Source organism: Calothrix anomala FACHB-343 (genome assembly GCF_014696435.1).
Taxonomy (GTDB): domain Bacteria; phylum Cyanobacteriota; class Cyanobacteriia; order Cyanobacteriales; family Nostocaceae; genus Aulosira; species Aulosira anomala_A.
The window spans coordinates 18,452-35,871 of the sequence record NZ_JACJQG010000068.1 but is presented as its reverse complement, the minus strand read 5'-3'; the positions used below and the strand labels follow the sequence as shown (position 1 = coordinate 35,871).

General features: G+C 42.1%; 11 protein-coding genes. 6 read left to right on the top strand and 5 right to left on the bottom strand.

Features of this window, described 5'->3' with window-relative positions:
* Positions 1-232: 232 nt before the first annotated feature.
* The 3 genes from H6G08_RS29210 to H6G08_RS29200 all read right to left on the bottom strand — a co-directional run bounded on the left by H6G08_RS29210 (position 233) and on the right by H6G08_RS29200 (position 4,376).
* Positions 233-2,326, bottom strand: coding sequence for an NAD(P)H-quinone oxidoreductase subunit 5 (locus tag H6G08_RS29210; RefSeq protein WP_190549488.1), 2,094 nt, complete (start codon positions 2,324-2,326; stop codon positions 233-235).
* Between the two features lie 421 nt (positions 2,327-2,747).
* Positions 2,748-3,128: a thioredoxin family protein gene (locus tag H6G08_RS29205; protein ID WP_190549486.1), complete on the bottom strand. Its 381-nt coding sequence runs from the start codon at positions 3,126-3,128 to the stop codon at positions 2,748-2,750.
* Between the two features lie 531 nt (positions 3,129-3,659).
* Entirely contained in the window at positions 3,660-4,376 is a 717-nt protein-coding gene (locus H6G08_RS29200) for an NnrU family protein (RefSeq protein ID WP_190549484.1), read from the bottom strand.
* 216 nt (positions 4,377-4,592) lie between these two features.
* Between H6G08_RS29200 and H6G08_RS29195 the strand changes: the two genes are divergently transcribed.
* The 3 genes from H6G08_RS29195 (at position 4,593) to H6G08_RS29185 (ending at position 8,741) form a co-directional block, all read left to right on the top strand.
* Entirely contained in the window at positions 4,593-5,606 is a 1,014-nt protein-coding gene (locus H6G08_RS29195; RefSeq protein ID WP_190549482.1) for a LysR family transcriptional regulator, read from the top strand.
* 515 nt (positions 5,607-6,121) lie between these two features.
* Positions 6,122-7,513, top strand: coding sequence for a serine/threonine-protein kinase (locus tag H6G08_RS29190; protein WP_190549480.1), 1,392 nt, complete (start codon positions 6,122-6,124; stop codon positions 7,511-7,513).
* 199 nt (positions 7,514-7,712) lie between these two features.
* Positions 7,713-8,741, top strand: a complete 1,029-nt coding sequence (locus H6G08_RS29185) for a PstS family phosphate ABC transporter substrate-binding protein (RefSeq protein ID WP_190549478.1) — start codon at positions 7,713-7,715, stop codon at positions 8,739-8,741.
* Between the two features lie 834 nt (positions 8,742-9,575).
* On the opposite strand, the gene H6G08_RS29180 is transcribed toward H6G08_RS29185, so the two are convergent.
* Complete coding sequence (locus H6G08_RS29180; protein ID WP_015114387.1) at positions 9,576-10,295, bottom strand: Crp/Fnr family transcriptional regulator; 720 nt, start codon at positions 10,293-10,295, stop codon at positions 9,576-9,578.
* A 259-nt stretch (positions 10,296-10,554) separates the two neighbouring features.
* Between H6G08_RS29180 and H6G08_RS29175 the strand changes: the two genes are divergently transcribed.
* Complete coding sequence (locus H6G08_RS29175) at positions 10,555-11,487, top strand: DALR anticodon-binding domain-containing protein (RefSeq protein ID WP_199322786.1); 933 nt, start codon at positions 10,555-10,557, stop codon at positions 11,485-11,487.
* Between the two features lie 509 nt (positions 11,488-11,996).
* Here H6G08_RS29175 and H6G08_RS29170 read toward each other — a convergent pair.
* On the bottom strand, positions 11,997-12,872 hold the full coding sequence (locus H6G08_RS29170; RefSeq protein ID WP_190549476.1) for a Cof-type HAD-IIB family hydrolase: 876 nt from the start codon (positions 12,870-12,872) through the stop codon (positions 11,997-11,999).
* 370 nt (positions 12,873-13,242) lie between these two features.
* Between H6G08_RS29170 and polA the strand changes: the two genes are divergently transcribed.
* Positions 13,243-16,164 carry a DNA polymerase I gene (polA, locus tag H6G08_RS29165; protein ID WP_190549474.1) on the top strand — a complete coding sequence of 974 codons (2,922 nt, stop codon included), beginning with the start codon at positions 13,243-13,245 and terminating at the stop codon, positions 16,162-16,164.
* A gap of 284 nt (positions 16,165-16,448) precedes the next feature.
* Positions 16,449-17,417 (top strand): alpha/beta fold hydrolase, encoded by a 969-nt coding sequence (locus H6G08_RS29160; RefSeq protein WP_190549473.1) that lies wholly within the window; start codon positions 16,449-16,451, stop codon positions 17,415-17,417.
* The last annotated feature ends 3 nt before the right edge of the window (positions 17,418-17,420 follow it).

Genomic DNA, 17,420 nt, shown 5'->3' with positions numbered 1-17,420 from the left:
TTGCTGACCGCCATTCGCCTGCAATCAAAATCATGTTGGGCAAAAAGTCACTAGCTATTAAGTAGCAGCTTTTTCGCGATTAAGTCTCCCTTGTTAGGTTGATTTAACAAAAATGAAGAAAGATGAAGGTAGGTAAATGGATTAGCCCGCCTTCATCTCTATTAAACACACTATTTCCAGATTTAGTAGACACTGAGCTATCAAAGTTAATCTCTATGACTCAGCACTGAAATTAGGTAATTCCGAAGAAAATCACCAAACCCAAAACAGCCCCAAAGATAATTAAGGCATAGAATTGAGCGCGACCGTTTTCTAGATATTTCAGTCCTTCGCCACTCACAAGGGTGAAGAAGCCTGTGAGGTTAACAGCACCATCAACGACGCGGAAGTCAACTTCCATAACTTGTCTGGCGATGCGACGCAAGCCCATGACGAAGACGCGATGGTAAATGTCATCAAAATACCACTTGTTGAGGGAAAGCTCATAAAGTGGTTTGATTTTCGCCGCGATCGCAGCTGGGTCAATTTTACCGCGCAAATACATTAAGGAAGCCAAGGTAATCCCGATCAAGGAAATACCTACAGAAGCCCCTGCCATAATGTAAAATTCCGTCGGGTTAAACTCGGCGGCTTTTTCCAGGACTTCACTCAAAGTTTCTGTGGGTGGGAAAATAAATTCCTCAAAGTAATTGGCGTATGGTGTGCCGACTAAACCAATCAAAATCGAAGGTACGGCTAAAACTGCCAAAGGTAGAGTCATTGTCCAAGGCGATTCATGGGGAGTATCGCTGTGATGACCGTGGGAGTCACCGTGATGACCGCCAGTTGCAGCTAATTCGCCTTTCTTCATCGCCCCAGGGCCAAAGGTCGGCGCTGGTTCCCCGGATTCTAATTCCAGGATAATTGTCGAAGCTTTTTTCAGCTTGTCTTTGATTTTCTCGTCAGTGCCCCGGAATTTACCTTCAAATGTCGAGAAATACATTCTAAACATGTAAAAGGCGGTAATACCGGCAGTTAACCAGCCAATTAACCACAAAAATGGGTTAGCTTCAAAAGCCTTGCCGAGAATTTCGTCTTTTGACCAGAAACCAGCGAAGGGAGGGATACCAGAAATTGCCAAGCAACCGATTAAGAAGGTAATCCCGGTAACTGGCATATACTTCCGCAATCCACCCATTAAGCGCATATCCTGGGCTAATGCGGGGTCGTGACCGACGACTCCTTCCATCCCGTGAATTACTGAACCAGAACCCAAGAATAGCATCGCCTTGAAATAGGCGTGGGTCATTAGGTGGAATAAGCCGGCGCTATAGGAACCTACGCCCATAGCCATCACCATGTAGCCTAACTGGGAGATCGTGGAGTAAGCTAAACCCTTTTTGATGTCATTTTGGGTAATGGCAATTGTTGCCCCTAAAAACGCCGTAAATGCCCCAGTAAAGGCAATGACGTTCATGGCGGCGGGGACATGTTCAAAAACGGGGTACATGCGGGCGATTAAGAACACCCCAGCCGCCACCATTGTCGCCGCGTGGATTAAGGCGGAAATGGGGGTAGGGCCTTCCATCGCATCTGGTAGCCAGACATGGAGAGGAAACTGAGCGGATTTTGCCACCGGGCCCAGGAACACTAAAATCGCAAACAGCACAGCCAGGAAATTGCTGATAGAACCTGATTGTACAAGTTCAGCTAGGCGATCGCCCATTACACCAAAATCAAAGCTGCCTGTTGCCCAAAATAGCCCCAAAATACCAAGTAAGAGACCGAAGTCTCCTACACGGTTAGTCACAAATGCTTTTTGGGCTGCATCTGCTGCTGACTTGCGATCGTACCAAAAGCCGACCAGCAAGTAGGAGCACATCCCTACTAATTCCCAGAATACGTAAACTTGCACGAGGTTGGAACTGACTACCAGACCCAACATCGAGGAACCAAACAAACTCAGATAGGCATAAAACCTGACGTAGCCTGGGTCATGGGACATATAGCCATCGGTATAAACCATGACCAAGAAAGCTACGGTAGTAACAATCACCAGCATCACGGCTGTGAGGTGGTCGATTGTGTAGCCCATACTCAAATGAAAATTCCCTGCTGCTGCCCATTCTAGGGTGCGGACATAGGTGGGATGTCCTTGAATTTGGCTCCACAGCAAGGTTAACGACAGCCCCATCGCTGCTCCCATTAGGGAGATAATTACCGCAGCGTTCAGCTGTCGTAGGCGATTGGTCACCTGATTTATCGAAATTAACCCTAGACCGACCAGCATTGCCCCAAACAAAGGCAATACAGGAATCAGCCAGGCATATTGATAGATTACTTCCATCACTGACGCTTACTTTTAGGATTCTTGACTAAGTTAGAACAGCGCTGCCAAAGGTCTTCAGCAGACTGGGACAGACAGACAAGTGTGTAGACACTGCTTTTGTGGATTTGGTCGCCAGTCTTGTTTTCCTTGGGAGAAGCCGCAAAAAATCGCGGTTCTAGGTCATAGGCGACGGCGATCTTCGCATCTTCACTTTAAAGCAATCTCCATTGCAGTCAATTATCCGTCCTCAAGCAACTGTCTATGTCGAACTGTTAATAATTGTGACACACTCCCTTTAGCATAAAATACCCCACCAGGGGGTCTTTGGGTGGGGTGTTAAGCTTGGTTTTAGATTTGCTTTAGTAAATTGATAGTTAATTATCGATGGTCAAGAGATCTAATGCTTAATTTTGTGTATTGACTTTTGACACTCTTTATGTTATTTACGTCCTACATCCACTGTTTTAGCGCTACTGTAGGAGGAGTAACGCTTGTTGTAGTTAAGTTTTATCTCTTCTAAGGCTAAACGTAAGTCGTCTCTGCCACGAAAACTCTCAAGACGGTATTGGATGGTGCCATTTTCAATTAACAGTAAAGTTGGCAGTGACTTCAGGCGATATGTTGTAGACAATTTAAAATTTTGGTCAGCGTTAACTGTGACTAATTTAATTTGGTCGCCACATTGGCTCTGAAATTGCAATAACAAAGGGTGGATAATGCGGCACAAACCACACCAAGGGGCTTCAAAATTCACTAAAACCGGAATAGGAGATTCTAAAACTTCTTGAGTAAATGTCCGCTCACTAACCGACAACACCATGACGCCTCTAAATTTATAGGGTTTTTATATCAAACTAACTATCGGCAGATTATATTGGCAAGCCATTGACCACCGATAGACGCTCTGTGGGCACAAATAGTTTAGACAAAAATCGATCGCGTTGATTGGGGCACCGATCAAAAAGCCACCGTAGATATCGCTTTGGCTTTGGGAAATGCTCAACTGTTGGTATTCACTGCTACTGAGGTATGCAAACTAAGCTAGTCATCTGTCAGTGGTTTTGTGGCTTAATTTCCCTTTAAGCCCTGAAACAGGCGCTTGCAGATTTATTAGCCACTAACTCTGAACTATTGACTCTGGATAAAATCTTCCTGCCGTAATTGGCGTGAGGAGGTTTAATACCTAGCGAAAATGATTGAGCAGCGAGTAATAACATAAAATCTCAAACCGACTACATGCACCCCCACTGGTAGCTATTTGAATTTATCCTACATTGATTTGGTAACAATTGATAAGTGGGAATTTTCATCAATTTGATTAGTATCTGCTGATAGTGGGGATCGCCTAAAACTACCATGTTAACTTACTAGTTGCGGATAATAACAGGGGGTGCGACCACCAAAGTAAACACACAAAAATGGCAACTCCTAAATAAGCAGGACGGAGAAATTCTGACAATTTCAGAGATTGACGACCGTCAATAATTGCCGCGAAGGGAATAATAGAAGTTCGCTGTTTCACGCTTTCAAAGGCTTCGCCATAACGTTGAGCTAGACGGCGATCCCCGTGCCAGACACCAAATAAATGATGCAATACCAAGCCAATTGAGGTCACTAGAGTAAAGGTGGTACCCAACCAGAGAGTATGGGCAACACACCAAATGATTTGCCCTACCATTTGCGGATGACGGGTAATGCGAATAATGCCCGTTTCATACAAATGAACCTGGGGCTTTTGAATCGCCGCAATCTCTAGGAGATTGAATGTGGCAGGATACAAAAATAAAAAAGAAATTGCTGACAGCACCCAAACTAAAATTTGGATACCGACTACATCTTGCACCTGCCAAAGTTGCAAACCATCATAACGATGATTAAAAAAGTAAATAATTAAGATTACAGCCAAGGGCAGACTGACTAAGGCAAATAAAATTCGGTAAAGCCTTGGCCCAATTAGTTTTTCTGCCCAAGGACGCAATGCGGCTCCTCCACTGTGAGCGATCGCAAAAACTAACTGTAGCCCCAATATGACAAAATGACTGGGGGTTAACCAAGAAATCAGCATCATAACTTATACGTAAGTGAAGTAAATTAAAGAAAACTTAGTACAGTACAACCAATACCACAAAGTATTTAAACGGGGACTTTAGTCAAGATGTTGTACTACTGTCTTTTCCGAGTCAAGCTTCCAAGTTTAAGATGCGATTAATCATACCGAGAAACCTGGGTGTGAAATGCTGATTTCTTGTCAAAGCCGCTCCTTTCTTGTTTGTGGGTTTAGCCTATGTCTGACCTTCCTTTCACTTTAGATCAGTTACGTATTCTCAAAGCGATCGCTGTAGAAGGGAGCTTCAAGCGCGCCGCTGATAGTCTTTACGTATCCCAGCCTGCTGTCAGTTTACAAGTGCAAAACTTAGAACGGCAGCTCGATGTCCCATTATTTGACCGTGGAGGACGCCGTGCCCAATTAACCGAAGCCGGACACCTACTACTGAGTTATGGGGAGAAAATTCTCAGTCTCTGTCAAGAAACTTGTCGCGCGATCGAGGATTTACAAAATCTCCAAGGCGGTACTTTGATTGTCGGTGCTTCCCAAACTACCGGCACTTATCTGCTACCGAAAATGATCGGTATGTTTCGGCAAAAATATCCCGATGTCGCCGTACAATTACATGTCCATTCGACTCGCCGCACAGCCTGGAGTGTCGCTAACGGACAAGTAGATTTAGCAATCATTGGTGGCGAAATTCCTGGTGAATTAGCAGAATCTTTAGAAATTATTCCCTATGCTGAAGATGAACTGGTGCTAATTCTACCCGTCTTCCATCCCTTTAGTAAGCTCGACACTATCCAAAAAGAAGACCTTTATAAACTTCAATTCATCACTTTAGATTCACAATCAACTATTCGCAAAGTCATAGACCAAGTACTAGCTCGCTGTGAAATCGATACGCGGCGTTTTAAAGTCGAAATGGAATTAAATTCCATTGAAGCTATTAAAAATGCCGTGCAATCTGGTTTAGGGGCGGCTTTTGTTTCTACTTCTGCCATTGCTAAAGAGTTACAAATGGGCGTATTGCACTGTGCGCCAATAGAAGGCGTAGTTGTCAAACGCACCCTGTGGCTGATTTTTAATCCTAATCGCTATCGCTCCAAAGCAGCAGAAGCTTTTAGTCAAGAAATTCTTCCCCAGTTTGCTACCCCAGGATGGAACCATAATGTATTAAAATTGTCGCAAAAAAACTTAATGCTCAATACCCTGGATATAGTGGCACCTGCCATTACTGACGACGATTGAATTCCCATCACTAGTTATTTAGTCATGAGCAGGCTAGTACCGCAAGGCGGAATTCAAAATTCAAAATTCAAAATTCAAAATTAAGACAGAATAAGGGTTTTGTCGATTTTGAATGGTCTGTTTATTTACGCCGTGCTGTACTAGTAAAGTCTTGGGGAATCACTTGCTGCGGTCACTTGACAGGAAGCAAGTGCTGTGGGCTTCCCCATGAGCAACTAGCTAACCTCAAGGGTCACATGTCATGAGTTAAACAGACTATGACTGCGGTACGGTAGTCATAGTAGCTATTGCGCTTTTTTGGCTTTACTGCTTGTCAAGGTTAGTAACGCACCTAAAAATTCTTGGCTTTGAGTTAGTTTAGTTACACAAAGCAGTTAATTGCGTCTGTTATCAGCCTGTTTCTAATTGACTGACTCCAAAAAAATACTAGGGTAGGAGTTATTGATTTAAACCAAGCTGTACGATGGACTACTGATGATGGACTCTTGACTATGGACTATTGACGAATAACTAAAATGGAAGTTTACTGCACTCGTCCACGCTGTCCCCGTCCACAAAACTATTTTGCGGAGTTAGATGATAACACAACCCTAAAAACAGTCCAGCAAAAATACTGCACTACCTGTGGAATGCCATTAATGCTAGATGGTCGCTATGTTCCCATCAGGCTTTTAGGTAGGGGAGGATTTGGAGCCGCATTTCTCGCGCGCGATCGCCGAATTCCTGGAATGCGTCAATGTGTAGTGAAGCAGTTTCAACCTACAGGTAACTTAGGCTTTCATCAACAGCAAATAGCCCAACAACTATTTGAAAGAGAAGCAGAAGTTCTGGCAGAAATCGGTAACGAACACGAACAAATTCCTGACTTGTTCGCGTTCTTTCCGATCGCAGTTCCCAGCTTACAACCAGGACAGCAAGACCAGTTTTTTTACTTAGTCCAAGAATATATTAATGGACAAAATCTGGAAGAAGAATTAATTACCAAGGGTAAGTTTTCGGAAGTAGAAATTTTAGAAGTACTGCAAGAAATACTCAAAGTCCTGAAATTTGTTCACAATCGCGGCATTATTCACAGAGATATCAAACCTTCTAATATCATGCGCCGTCGCGATGGCAAAATTTTTTTGCTAGATTTTGGTGCAGTGAAGCAAGTAACCAATTCCCCAGCAATTTCTTCTACAGGTATTTATTCTATAGGCTATGCACCGCCGGAGCAGGTAGCAGGCAATCAGGTATTCCCATCTACAGATTTATATGCCTTAGCTGTAACCGCGATCGCTTTACTTACTGGTCAAGAAGCAACTAAGCTGTTTGATGGCTACAGTAACCAGTGGAAATGGCGCACCCAAGTTAATATTAATCCTCACTTGGCGGATATTTTAGACAAAATGCTCCTCCCGGCTGCTAATCAACGCTTTCAGTCAGCCCAAGAAGTGTTAGACGCATTAGCAAGGCTCGATCAACCACACTTGATACCATCTACGCAGGTTAAACCCAAACTGCAAAATGCTGCACCAGGTTATATAGGTGTGACATCACAATTACCAACAGCTATACCAGCTTTTTCTACATGGGAATTGTTAGGAGGCGCTGCTTTTAGTGGGTTTGAAGGGGCGTTAATTGGTATTGCTTGTTTTAGTTTGCTCCGTAACCCAATAATTACCCTAAGTATTTCATTTGCTATTTTAGGAATACTGATTTTCGCTCAAGCAAGAAGATGGATTGAGAAGTTAGATTTATTAATTATTTCGGCTATTTCTTTTGCTATTATTTTTTTTATCCCACTCTTGCGCGCACAACTGGGAATTCAACAGATATTAATCTTAGCATTTGTCTCTGCTTTAGTAAGTATTGCATTAACGGCTCTATTTCGTCTGATTTATAAATTACTTTCTTTAATTCTTTAAGCTGGTTCTGCGTAACAAATCAAAATTCAAGTTTTTAGTAAAATTTAAGAAAATTTTCACAGGGGCATCTTCAGAGAAATCAGTAATTAATTTTTTAATTACCGAGCGCTGCGTAAACTTAATTTTACCAATTCTTAACCCGACAACACGCACAATGGAAAATTGCCAGCGTGGATAAGTAACAATCAAAATAATAATTATGTCGCCAAAAAACGAAACTAATGAAACTGGGGTTTTGGTTTTAACTTTGGTGGTGACGCTAGGATTGGTTGGTAGTGTCTTTTGGTGGTTAGCCAATAATTCTGGTGTAATTGATAATTTGACACCTAATCAATCTCGCCCATCACAAGATACATATACCCACAAAATTGATCTTCCTTCCGGCTTGTTTAGTTATGGGGGTAGCACTACCTGGGCCCCGATTCGCAAAGAAGTCGAGCCAGCAATGCAACAGTTGTGGCCGAAGTTTCAATTACGTTATACCAATCCCACCACAGGCGCACCTGGTTCGGGTACGGGGATTAAAATGCTTTTGGAGAACCAACTATCTTTTTCCCAGTCATCTCGCTCACTGAAAGATGATGAGTTTCAAAAGGCACAACAACGGGGGTTGACACTCAAAGAAATTCCTGTAGCGATTGACGGAATTGCGATCGCAGTTCATCCCAATCTACAAATTCCTGGTTTAACTCTGGCACAGCTTAAAGATATCTACATAGGTAAAATTACCAACTGGAAACAGGTAAACGGCCCTAATTTACCAATTACAGCCTACTCTCGCCGTTTAGAGGAGGGGGGTACCATCGAATTTTTCGATGAAAATATTATGGCAGGAGAAAAATTTGGCTCCAATGTCAAATTTATTCCGACTACAACCCAAGCTTTACGAGAAGTAGCAAAAAATCCAGGGGGAATTTACTATAGTTCTGCTCCGGAAATAGTTGGGCAATGTAGTGTCAAGCCCTTACCATTAGGGCGGAAACCCGATCAACTGATTCCACCTTACAAACAACCTTTTGTCCCCCTGCAAAACTGTCCGCAACAGCGTAACCAAATCAATGCAGTTGCTTTTCAAACAGGTGAATACCCAATTACCAGGCGGTTATTTATCATAATTAAACAAAATGGACAAAGCGATCAGCTAGCCGGAGAAGCTTATGCCAACTGGCTACTAACTAACCAAGGTCAAGAATTAATCGCTAAAGCCGGATTCGTCAGACTCCGCTAATTCCCCATCTGTAATTACTGGTGTTTTAGCAACAATTTTGGCACGAACATAAAGCCGAGAATCTAGGGGCTAGAAAATTCTATTTTCTAGAGATTTTTTGATGAAGGATTGTGCATCTCCTTATCCCCCTTTATAGATATGGCAATAGATTAACGAAAGGGACAAGGGGGACAAGGGAGACAAGGGAGACAAGGGAGACAAGGGAGATAAGTATTTGTAACTCTTAAAGGGATTGCTATAGTGAGAAATTTTATGATTGAGACTAGCAAGTCACAAAATATTATGGGTAAGATTTTACCTACCCTAGTTAGAGATCGTAATTAATCTAAATAATTACCGATACCAAAGTGACCCCTAGATTTGGATAAAAATCTAGCGGCAGCAATGTTTGTCCCAGACATCTTAATTAGTTAAGCCTGCTGGATTGTTGATGGAATTGGTTTCCACCAATGCCCAAGGCTGACAGCAATTAGCTGTTAGTCCTGATTGTATTAATAATTTTTTGCCCCAGAGGTGATTCCTCAATGCTCAATTTCACCTTTGCTGTTGGGGTAAATACAAAGGTAGTACGTTGCTCTTTACCGCAAACAATTGCTCTCCCATTTGCATGTTTTGGTAAATGAAACACATTGAACATTGAGGCTTACCTATCGGAAATTCCCGATTACACGCAATCTGTTTGTGGTGGTCAAACAGACTGGTCAAACCGAGCAGCAAACTGTGGTTGCTGATGCCAACTTACTTTTTACTAAGCAGGAGCAGGAACCGATCGCCCAAACTATGTTTGTTCAAATTCGCTGACACCTGCTATTGATAGCAGATCTGAACTTAACCTTAGCTAGCTCTATTAATCGATTCTGCTGGTAAGCAAATGAGATTGTCCCCTTGGGTCAAAATTAAACCACGTTGACGTAATTTGCCCATTAAGCGGGTGACGGTTACACGAGTTGAACCGATTGCACTACCAATTTGAGCATGGGTCAAGGGGAAGGGCAAACAATAGCCGCGAATTACATCGGGATCGGTTTCGCTCATTGCTGGCTCGCCATATTCCTCAATTAACAAAGTGAGGAATCCTAACAGACGGTCAATGGTGCGGCGTTGTCCCAAAGCACTCAGCCACAACAATTTACGTTGGTGCTGATATCTAAAGGCGTCCATAACTTCGCGACGGAAGTGAGGCCAGTTATCCAAATCGTGCCAGTACATCCACAGCACCGCAGTTTGATCGACGTGAGCGTAAGCCTGGAGTGTGAATGGTGACTGAGCAACAATTTCAAATGGTTGTCCTGCACCCACAAAACCCAAGAAAGCTTCTTCTGGAGTTCTGTTGATGCGACGAGAGGTTAACTGACTGGCAGTAGCGCTAACTTGGGCGGTTCCTACCATGCGGATCGCACCCCTTTGCACCAAATATAGCAATCCAGGGCGAGCTGGAATGCGCTCATCTTTGCTGAAGGTACGGCAGCGATAGTGTTCTTGAGCCCAGTCAAGAATGCGTTGCCAAGTTAAAAACGGACGAGAAGCCTCGGAAAAAGAGGATGGAGATTGCATAGGTAACAAAGAGCGTTCGGCTGAAGACAAAGACGACAAAAAAAGGTGCAAGGAGTGTCTTTGTGTTGGCGAGTCCGGCTTAACGCCTAACAGCGCCAGCCATCCAAAGAATAGAAAGCATTTTACTCCCTACTCTTTTGTTATACTTCTTACTGTACAATGATGGTAGTAAAGTTTACCCTCTATTCATTGAATATTCATCAAATTTTATTCTACTCTCATTTTTCTTTATCTAGAAGAAACTTACAACTTTAGATAGATGACAGAGAATCAACATTTTGGAGATGAGGCTGTCTTCATTGAGAACTACGTGCATTTTCAGGTACTAGTGAGTAAATACACAGCATTTAAGCGGTTAATATACAGCCAAATCGAAAAATCTCTAGGTGTTTGTACTTCTCAGTCAGAAAATTTATGCATAAAAGAAGGGAAATTTCCTCTATATAAAGGTAGAGATGAAAAAAGAATTTTATATATTTCTGGTATTGCTCTGTGGCTAGAAAAATCTCAGAATTATGAAGCGATGGCAATGGCTGAGGCGATCGCTAACGACCTATTAGCGTCCTGTGGCGACGTTTTTCAGGTGGCAATTGTTCCCCCTGGTTGGATTTATTTAGAATTGTCTCAGCCAATCTTAGGGGCTTGGTTACAAAATATTACAGATGGCAATTTAGGGCGAGCAGGAAGGAGCGGGAAAACAGCAAATCTTAACATTAACAATTCCCAGCGCTTATTTACGGTGCAATATGCCCATGCGCGTTGCTGCTCGCTATTGCAACAAGCTCACCGAGAAGAATTAATTCAACTGGGGGCAGTGCAAAATCAAGCACTTAGCAGTTCAGGGACAACTTTATGGCAGGTTTTGTTTCCTCACCCGATACCTTGGCTGAACAGTGATGGAAAACTGCGTTGCTATCATCTGCCGGAAAGTCAACTCATAGGCGAGTTAGTGCAGGTTGTCGATGATTTGCAAGGCGATGATGTTAAAAGTTCACTGAACTGGGAAAAAGCTGCTTTGAATTTAAGCCAAGCTTTTGAAAATTTTTGGAGCCAGTGCCGCATTTGGGGCAAAGTAAAAATCGCGGCGCGGGAACTAGCTCAGGCCAGACTGGGATTAGTGATGGTTACACAGTCTGTATTGAGGATGTTGCTAGAGGAAAAACTTGGGGTTGTTGCGCCTTTAGAACTCTAAGGGGCTAGGAAGTAGAGGCAAGGGGGCAGGGAGCAGGGAGCAGGGGGAAAAATAGCTGTTGACGGTTGACGGTTGACTGTTGACTGTTGACTGTTGACTGTTAACCAATGCCCCATTTCCGTAAAGCCTCTGAGAAAGTAAATATAAATTTATATAACAAGTGTTGACTCAATTGAACACGTGATATATATTATCTGGTGTGTGAGGAGCGAACCAGCAGGGGCACCGAGACGAAACACGGCCAGTCGTCGGTGTCCTTTCTGATTTTTTAGAATGTTGACTAAGTGCAGCTTTGCATAAAGTTGTGGTTTATTGAGGGTTAAATTTTTAACGCAAAGGCGCGCAAAGGGAAGCGCAGAGGTACGCAGAGAATGAGCTAGGAATTAATGTGTACTAAGTGAATTTTTAAGATAGCTGTTCATGCTAGACGGTCATGTGATAAATTACACGGCGAGGGCATGAAGTTCTTTCTCCCCTCACACCTAGTCTCTAGCCCCTAGCCCCTATTTTCAAGTTAGTAAAAATTGTTCTATTGCGGCTGCAACTCCGTCTGCTTCAACGGGAGGCGCTACCCAATTTGCTATAGCCTGGACATCTGCTGGCGCATTACCCATAGCTACACCAATGCCAGCGTATTCTAGCATTTCTACATCATTGAAGTTATCGCCAATAGTCATAACGTTACTGCTTTGTAAGCCGAGTAATTCTTCGGCGAGGTAACGCACCGCAGTTCCTTTGTTGACAGAAGGGTGAGTCGCCTCAAAGAAGGTAGCAACAGAGGTGGTGAGGTAAAGTTCTGCGGGTGTGTATTGAAGGCGTAAATTGCCTAATATTTTCTCAATCACTTCGCTGTCGTCAGATAAAGCTAGGACTTTTGTGGGTTCGTTATCTAAAGCTTGGCGTAAATCACCGACGGGAATGGCTGTAATTCCGGAACGTTTGGCGTAGAGTTTGGTTTCTGGGGTTAACTCTCGCACGTAAAGTTGATCGTTGATATAGAAGTGAACGGAGAGAAGCGATCGCAGTTGTGGTTGTTCAAAATAATCTAGTAGCTGGGATGCGATTTCTCGCGGAACTGTTAAATGGCGATGAATTTTGTCGGTGGCTGGGTCTTGAATCCAAGCGCCTTGATATGCTGCTAATGGTAATGTAGAGCCAATTGCTTGATGAAAGCGTAATGCTGAACGGTACATGCGTCCAGTGGCGATCGCTATTTGAATTCCTTTTGCTTGTGCTGCGGCGATCGCTTTTTTTACGGGTTTACTGATTTTGTTAGATTTACCGGAAATTGTGCCATCGATATCTAAAACCAGTAATTTAATTTCTGCTGAAGCTTGAGCCTGATTTTCCATCGATGGTAGATGAGTAGTAGCTGCTAGATCCATAAATTCCCTAATTTTTTGGCTTCCAGTAAGAGGTTAACAGGCTCTAGGGTTGAATGGGGAGCGATCGCAGTTTTAGGAACTTCCAACTAAAAAAATATTCCATCGCTGTGTATGCAGAGGAAGCAGAGGAAGTGATTTTTATCAGTAATTTCGTGAATTAGGATAAATTTTGGAAAAAATGAACCGCCAAGTACGCCAAGACGCCAAGAAAGAAGATCAGAGGAGAAATAGACGCACGTTAATAGAGAAAGAGAACTTTAAGTTAGTTAATCACGCAAAAATTTTACACCTAAATATAAAAATATCTCTCCGCTAGCCCCTAGTCCCTAGCCCCTAGCCCCTATTTTCCGCTTCTAGCTACAATAAGCCTATGTCGCAAATTTCTTCTTCTACAATCGCAACACGCCCTACCTTCATCCTCGTAGATGGACATTCCCTGGCGTTCCGTTCTTATTTTGCTTTTATTAAGGGACGAGATGGGGGATTACGGACAAAAACGGGGATTCCTACCAGCGTGTGTTTTGGCTTTATTAAGTGTCTGCTGGAAGTGATGACTACAGAACAGCCTCAAGCAATGGCTATTGCTTTTGATTTGGGTTTACCTACTTTCCGTCATGAAGCTGATGATACCTATAAAGCCGATCGCCCCGGTACGCCAGAAGATTTTGTCCCAGATTTAAAAAATTTACATGAACTGCTTGCAGGGTTCAATTTACCGATTTTTACGGCTCCTGGTTTTGAAGCTGATGATGTGTTGGGTACTTTAGCACAGCTTGCAACAGGGACTGGGTATAAAGTGAAAATTCTCACAGGCGATCGCGATTTATTTCAACTGATCGACCTGGAAAAGCAAATCACTGTGCTTAATTTTACACCTGATGCCTGGAAGCGATCTACAAATGGTATCAGCGAATTCGGCCCGGAACAAGTTCAACAAAAGCTGGGTGTGTTACCAGAACAAATTGTTGATTTTAAAGCTCTTTGTGGCGATAAATCAGATAATATTCCTGGTGTCAAGGGTATTGGTGAAAAAACCGCAGTTCAGTTACTCAGTACTTACGCTTCGTTAGAGAATATTTATGCAAAAATAGATGAAATTAAAGGCGCAACTCAGAAAAAACTGGTAGAAGGGGAAGAAGATGCGAAAAAGTCGCAATATTTAGCGAAAATTGTGACTGATGTGCCTTTAGAAGTAAATTTAGAAGATTGTAAATTAAAAGGTTTCGATAGAGATTTACTTGTACCAATTTTAGAAAAATTAGAGTTTAATCGCTTTCTCAAGCAAATCAACGAACTTCAGCAAAAATTTGGCGGAGAAGTTGCAGAAGTTCCCGAAACTACCACAGCACAACCAAATATTGACGATAAAGATCCAGATTTGTGGTTTTTTAGTGCAGATGATACAGCCGCAGCACAACAAAAGCCAGCTTCTGCAATTCAACCACAAATTATTGATAGTGAAGCGAAACTGACAAAGTTAGTTAAATTATTACAAAAATTTACTAATCCAGAAATACCCGTTGCTTGGGATACAGAAACCACAGATTTAGAACCACGAGACGCAGCTTTAGTAGGAATTGGTTGCTGTTGGGGGACAAAAATCGATGAAATGGCTTATATTCCCCTTGGGCACAAAAATGAGAAAAATCTAGAATTAGATTTGGTATTAACAGCATTACGTCCAATTTTAGAAAGTACCGATTATCCCAAATCTTTGCAAAATGCCAAATTTGACCGTTTAGTTCTGCGGTGTCAAGGCATAAAATTGGCAGGGGTGGTATTTGATACCATGCTAGCGAGTTATTTATTAAATCCCGATGCTAGCCATAATTTAAGCGATTTAGCGCAGAAATATTTGGGTTTAACAGCTAAAAGTTATGTAGATTTAGTTCCTAAAGGTAAAACTATTGCTGATTTAGACATTCCTACAGTAGCTGATTACTGCGGTATGGATGTTTATTCGACATTTGGCTTAGTAGCAAAACTGCGTGAAGAATTAAAACAATTTACCGAGTTATATCAGCTATTTGTAGATGTGGAACAACCGCTAGAAGCAGTTTTAGCGGAAATGGAATATACAGGTGTGCGAATTAATTCTGATTACTTAAAAGAACTTTCGCAGCAGTTAGAAATTGATTTGGCTAAGTTGGAAGAAAAAGCGACAGAAATCGCTGGCGAAAAATTTAAATTAGGTTCTCCTAAACAATTAAGCCATATTTTATTTGAAAAATTAGGGTTAAGTACTAAGTATTCGCGGAAAATTCAAACAGGTTACTCTACAGATGCAGCAACATTAGAAAAACTCCAAGAAATTGACCAAACTGGTTTTGTTGATGCGATTATTGAATACCGGACTTTATCTAAATTAAAGTCTACTTATGTTGATGCATTACCAGCATTGGTACGTCCCGATACGCAAAGAGTACATACAGATTTTAACCAAGCTGCAACATCAACTGGCAGGTTATCTTCTTCTAATCCCAATTTACAAAATATTCCTATTCGGACAGCTTTTAGTCGTCAAATTCGCAAAGCGTTTTTACCTGAACCAGACTTTTTAATGGTAGCTGCTGATTACTCACAAATTGAGTTAAGAATTTTAGCGCATTTAAGCCAAGAACCCGTTTTAGTGCAAGCCTATAAGCAAAATGAAGATATTCATACTGTGACAGCAAAGTTAGTATTTGAAAAAGAAGATGTCACAGCCGATGAAAGAAGATTAGCCAAAACGATTAACTTTGGTGTAATTTATGGTATGGGTTCGCTAAAATTTGCCCGTTCTACTGGGGTTGATAAAAATATTGCGAATGAATTTATCAAGCGATTTAACGAACGTTACGCACAAGTATTTACATATTTAGAGCGAGTAAAAAAAGAAGCGATCGCCAAAGGTTATGTAGAAACAATTCTCGGCCGTCGGCGGTATTTTGAGTTTACCAGCAATAATTTACGTCAATTAAAAGGTAGCAATCCAGAAGAGATTGATTTGAGTAAATTAAAAAATCTAGGTGCTTACGATGCTGGCTTACTGCGTTCGGCTGCGAATGCACCAATTCAAGGTTCTAGTGCAGATATTATCAAAATTGCAATGGTGAGATTGCATGAGGTTTTGAGTAAATATCAGGCGAGGTTATTATTACAAGTTCACGATGAATTAGTGTTTGAAGTTCCGCCGCCAGAATGGGATGAATTGCAACCACAAATTAAGTCTGTGATGGAAAATGCAGTTGAGTTATCTGTGCCGTTATTAGTAGATGTTCGCGCAGGTGATAATTGGATGGAAACAAAGTGATGATAGGGAACATCTCACTTCCTTAATCAATACCCTTTTATTGTTTCATCGCATTAATTACGAGGAGTAAAAAAACGAACCGCAAAGACGCGAAGTCCGCGAAGGAAGAGAAAAGAAGAAGAAACTTATCCCACATAATTAATGCGATGAACCACTAGTAAAGTCTGCTTAGGCAGGCTATAAACACTTATATCCTGGGTAGGCAATTAAGGCAGAATAATTCACTGTTCCCAGTCAACAGTCAACAGTCAACAGTTAACCATCAACACTCTGCCATTGAAAATATGCGGATTTACGGGCCAGATACAATTAATTTTGACGGTGTGAATGGCGATCGCTATTGGTTCTATCAGCCTTATCCTTATACTGCTATAAAGGAGATTGACGAACGGTTAAGCGGCTTTCCTGTAGCTGTCTTTTTACCACATCGACCTACCAGGGAAACACCGCTAGTTATTGGTTTACAAGGGATGAGTGCGCCTTATGGCTGGAATGCTTTTATTGTGCCAACACTGACACAAATGGGTATTGCAGTTGCTTTATTTGATACGCCTTTGGCGGGAGAACGCAGTTTAGTACGCACCTTTACGGCTGTTGTACAAAATGAGATTCAGCCATTAATTAACCAAGGTATTGCCTTTGATACGGCATTCTTTTTAAGTATATTCCGCAATACAGCTAGTAATATTGATAGCATTAGTAAATTTTGTAGCGATCGCTATGGGTTGAGTAATTCCAAACTCGCTTTATTTGGCGTGAGTATGGGTGTTTTGCTATCTGGTTACGCCTTTACCGCTCAAGGTTTGGGAGAGAGGTTACTAGGAACGATTGGTCATACTGACCTCCAGTCCTTTGCTAATAGTTGGGGTTATGGGTTGTTACCAGATTTAGCAGCTTCACCTCTAGGTGGATTAGCAACAGCAGTGTTACAAAGAGTACAGCCAGATTTACAACCTGTAGTCAAGCTTTTACAGTTAGCCAAAAATCTGAAATATCACGATGAATATGCTTGGAACTGCAATCCCATGAATTATGTTGAGCAAGTGCAGTTACCGCGTAGAGTGCGCTTTTTAGTGGGTGCTAACGACCCCATTGTCAGAATTAAAGATACCCGTGCTTGTGCCCAAAAATTTCCTGACGGTGCTTGTTATGTCGTTCCGGGGATGGGACATGGAACTAGACAGTGGGGGGCTACATTTGTTGACCATGTACGCTATTTTCTGGCTACGCAATTAGGAGATTGGTGTAATTGATAC

Bases quoted from the DNA above. Each gene is read 5' to 3' on its own strand.
- H6G08_RS29210 (WP_190549488.1), bottom strand. From the start codon at position 2,326: ATGGAAGTAATCTATCAATATGCCTGGCTGATTCCTGTATTGCCTTTG.
- H6G08_RS29205 (WP_190549486.1), bottom strand. From the start codon at position 3,128: ATGGTGTTGTCGGTTAGTGAGCGGACATTTACTCAAGAAGTTTTAGAA.
- H6G08_RS29200 (WP_190549484.1), bottom strand. From the start codon at position 4,376: ATGATGCTGATTTCTTGGTTAACCCCCAGTCATTTTGTCATATTGGGG.
- H6G08_RS29195 (WP_190549482.1), top strand. From the start codon at position 4,593: ATGTCTGACCTTCCTTTCACTTTAGATCAGTTACGTATTCTCAAAGCG.
- H6G08_RS29190 (WP_190549480.1), top strand. From the start codon at position 6,122: ATGGAAGTTTACTGCACTCGTCCACGCTGTCCCCGTCCACAAAACTAT.
- H6G08_RS29185 (WP_190549478.1), top strand. From the start codon at position 7,713: ATGTCGCCAAAAAACGAAACTAATGAAACTGGGGTTTTGGTTTTAACT.
- H6G08_RS29180 (WP_015114387.1), bottom strand. From the start codon at position 10,295: ATGCAATCTCCATCCTCTTTTTCCGAGGCTTCTCGTCCGTTTTTAACT.
- H6G08_RS29175 (WP_199322786.1), top strand. From the start codon at position 10,555: ATGACAGAGAATCAACATTTTGGAGATGAGGCTGTCTTCATTGAGAAC.
- H6G08_RS29170 (WP_190549476.1), bottom strand. From the start codon at position 12,872: ATGGATCTAGCAGCTACTACTCATCTACCATCGATGGAAAATCAGGCT.
- polA (WP_190549474.1), top strand. From the start codon at position 13,243: ATGTCGCAAATTTCTTCTTCTACAATCGCAACACGCCCTACCTTCATC.
- H6G08_RS29160 (WP_190549473.1), top strand. From the start codon at position 16,449: ATGCGGATTTACGGGCCAGATACAATTAATTTTGACGGTGTGAATGGC.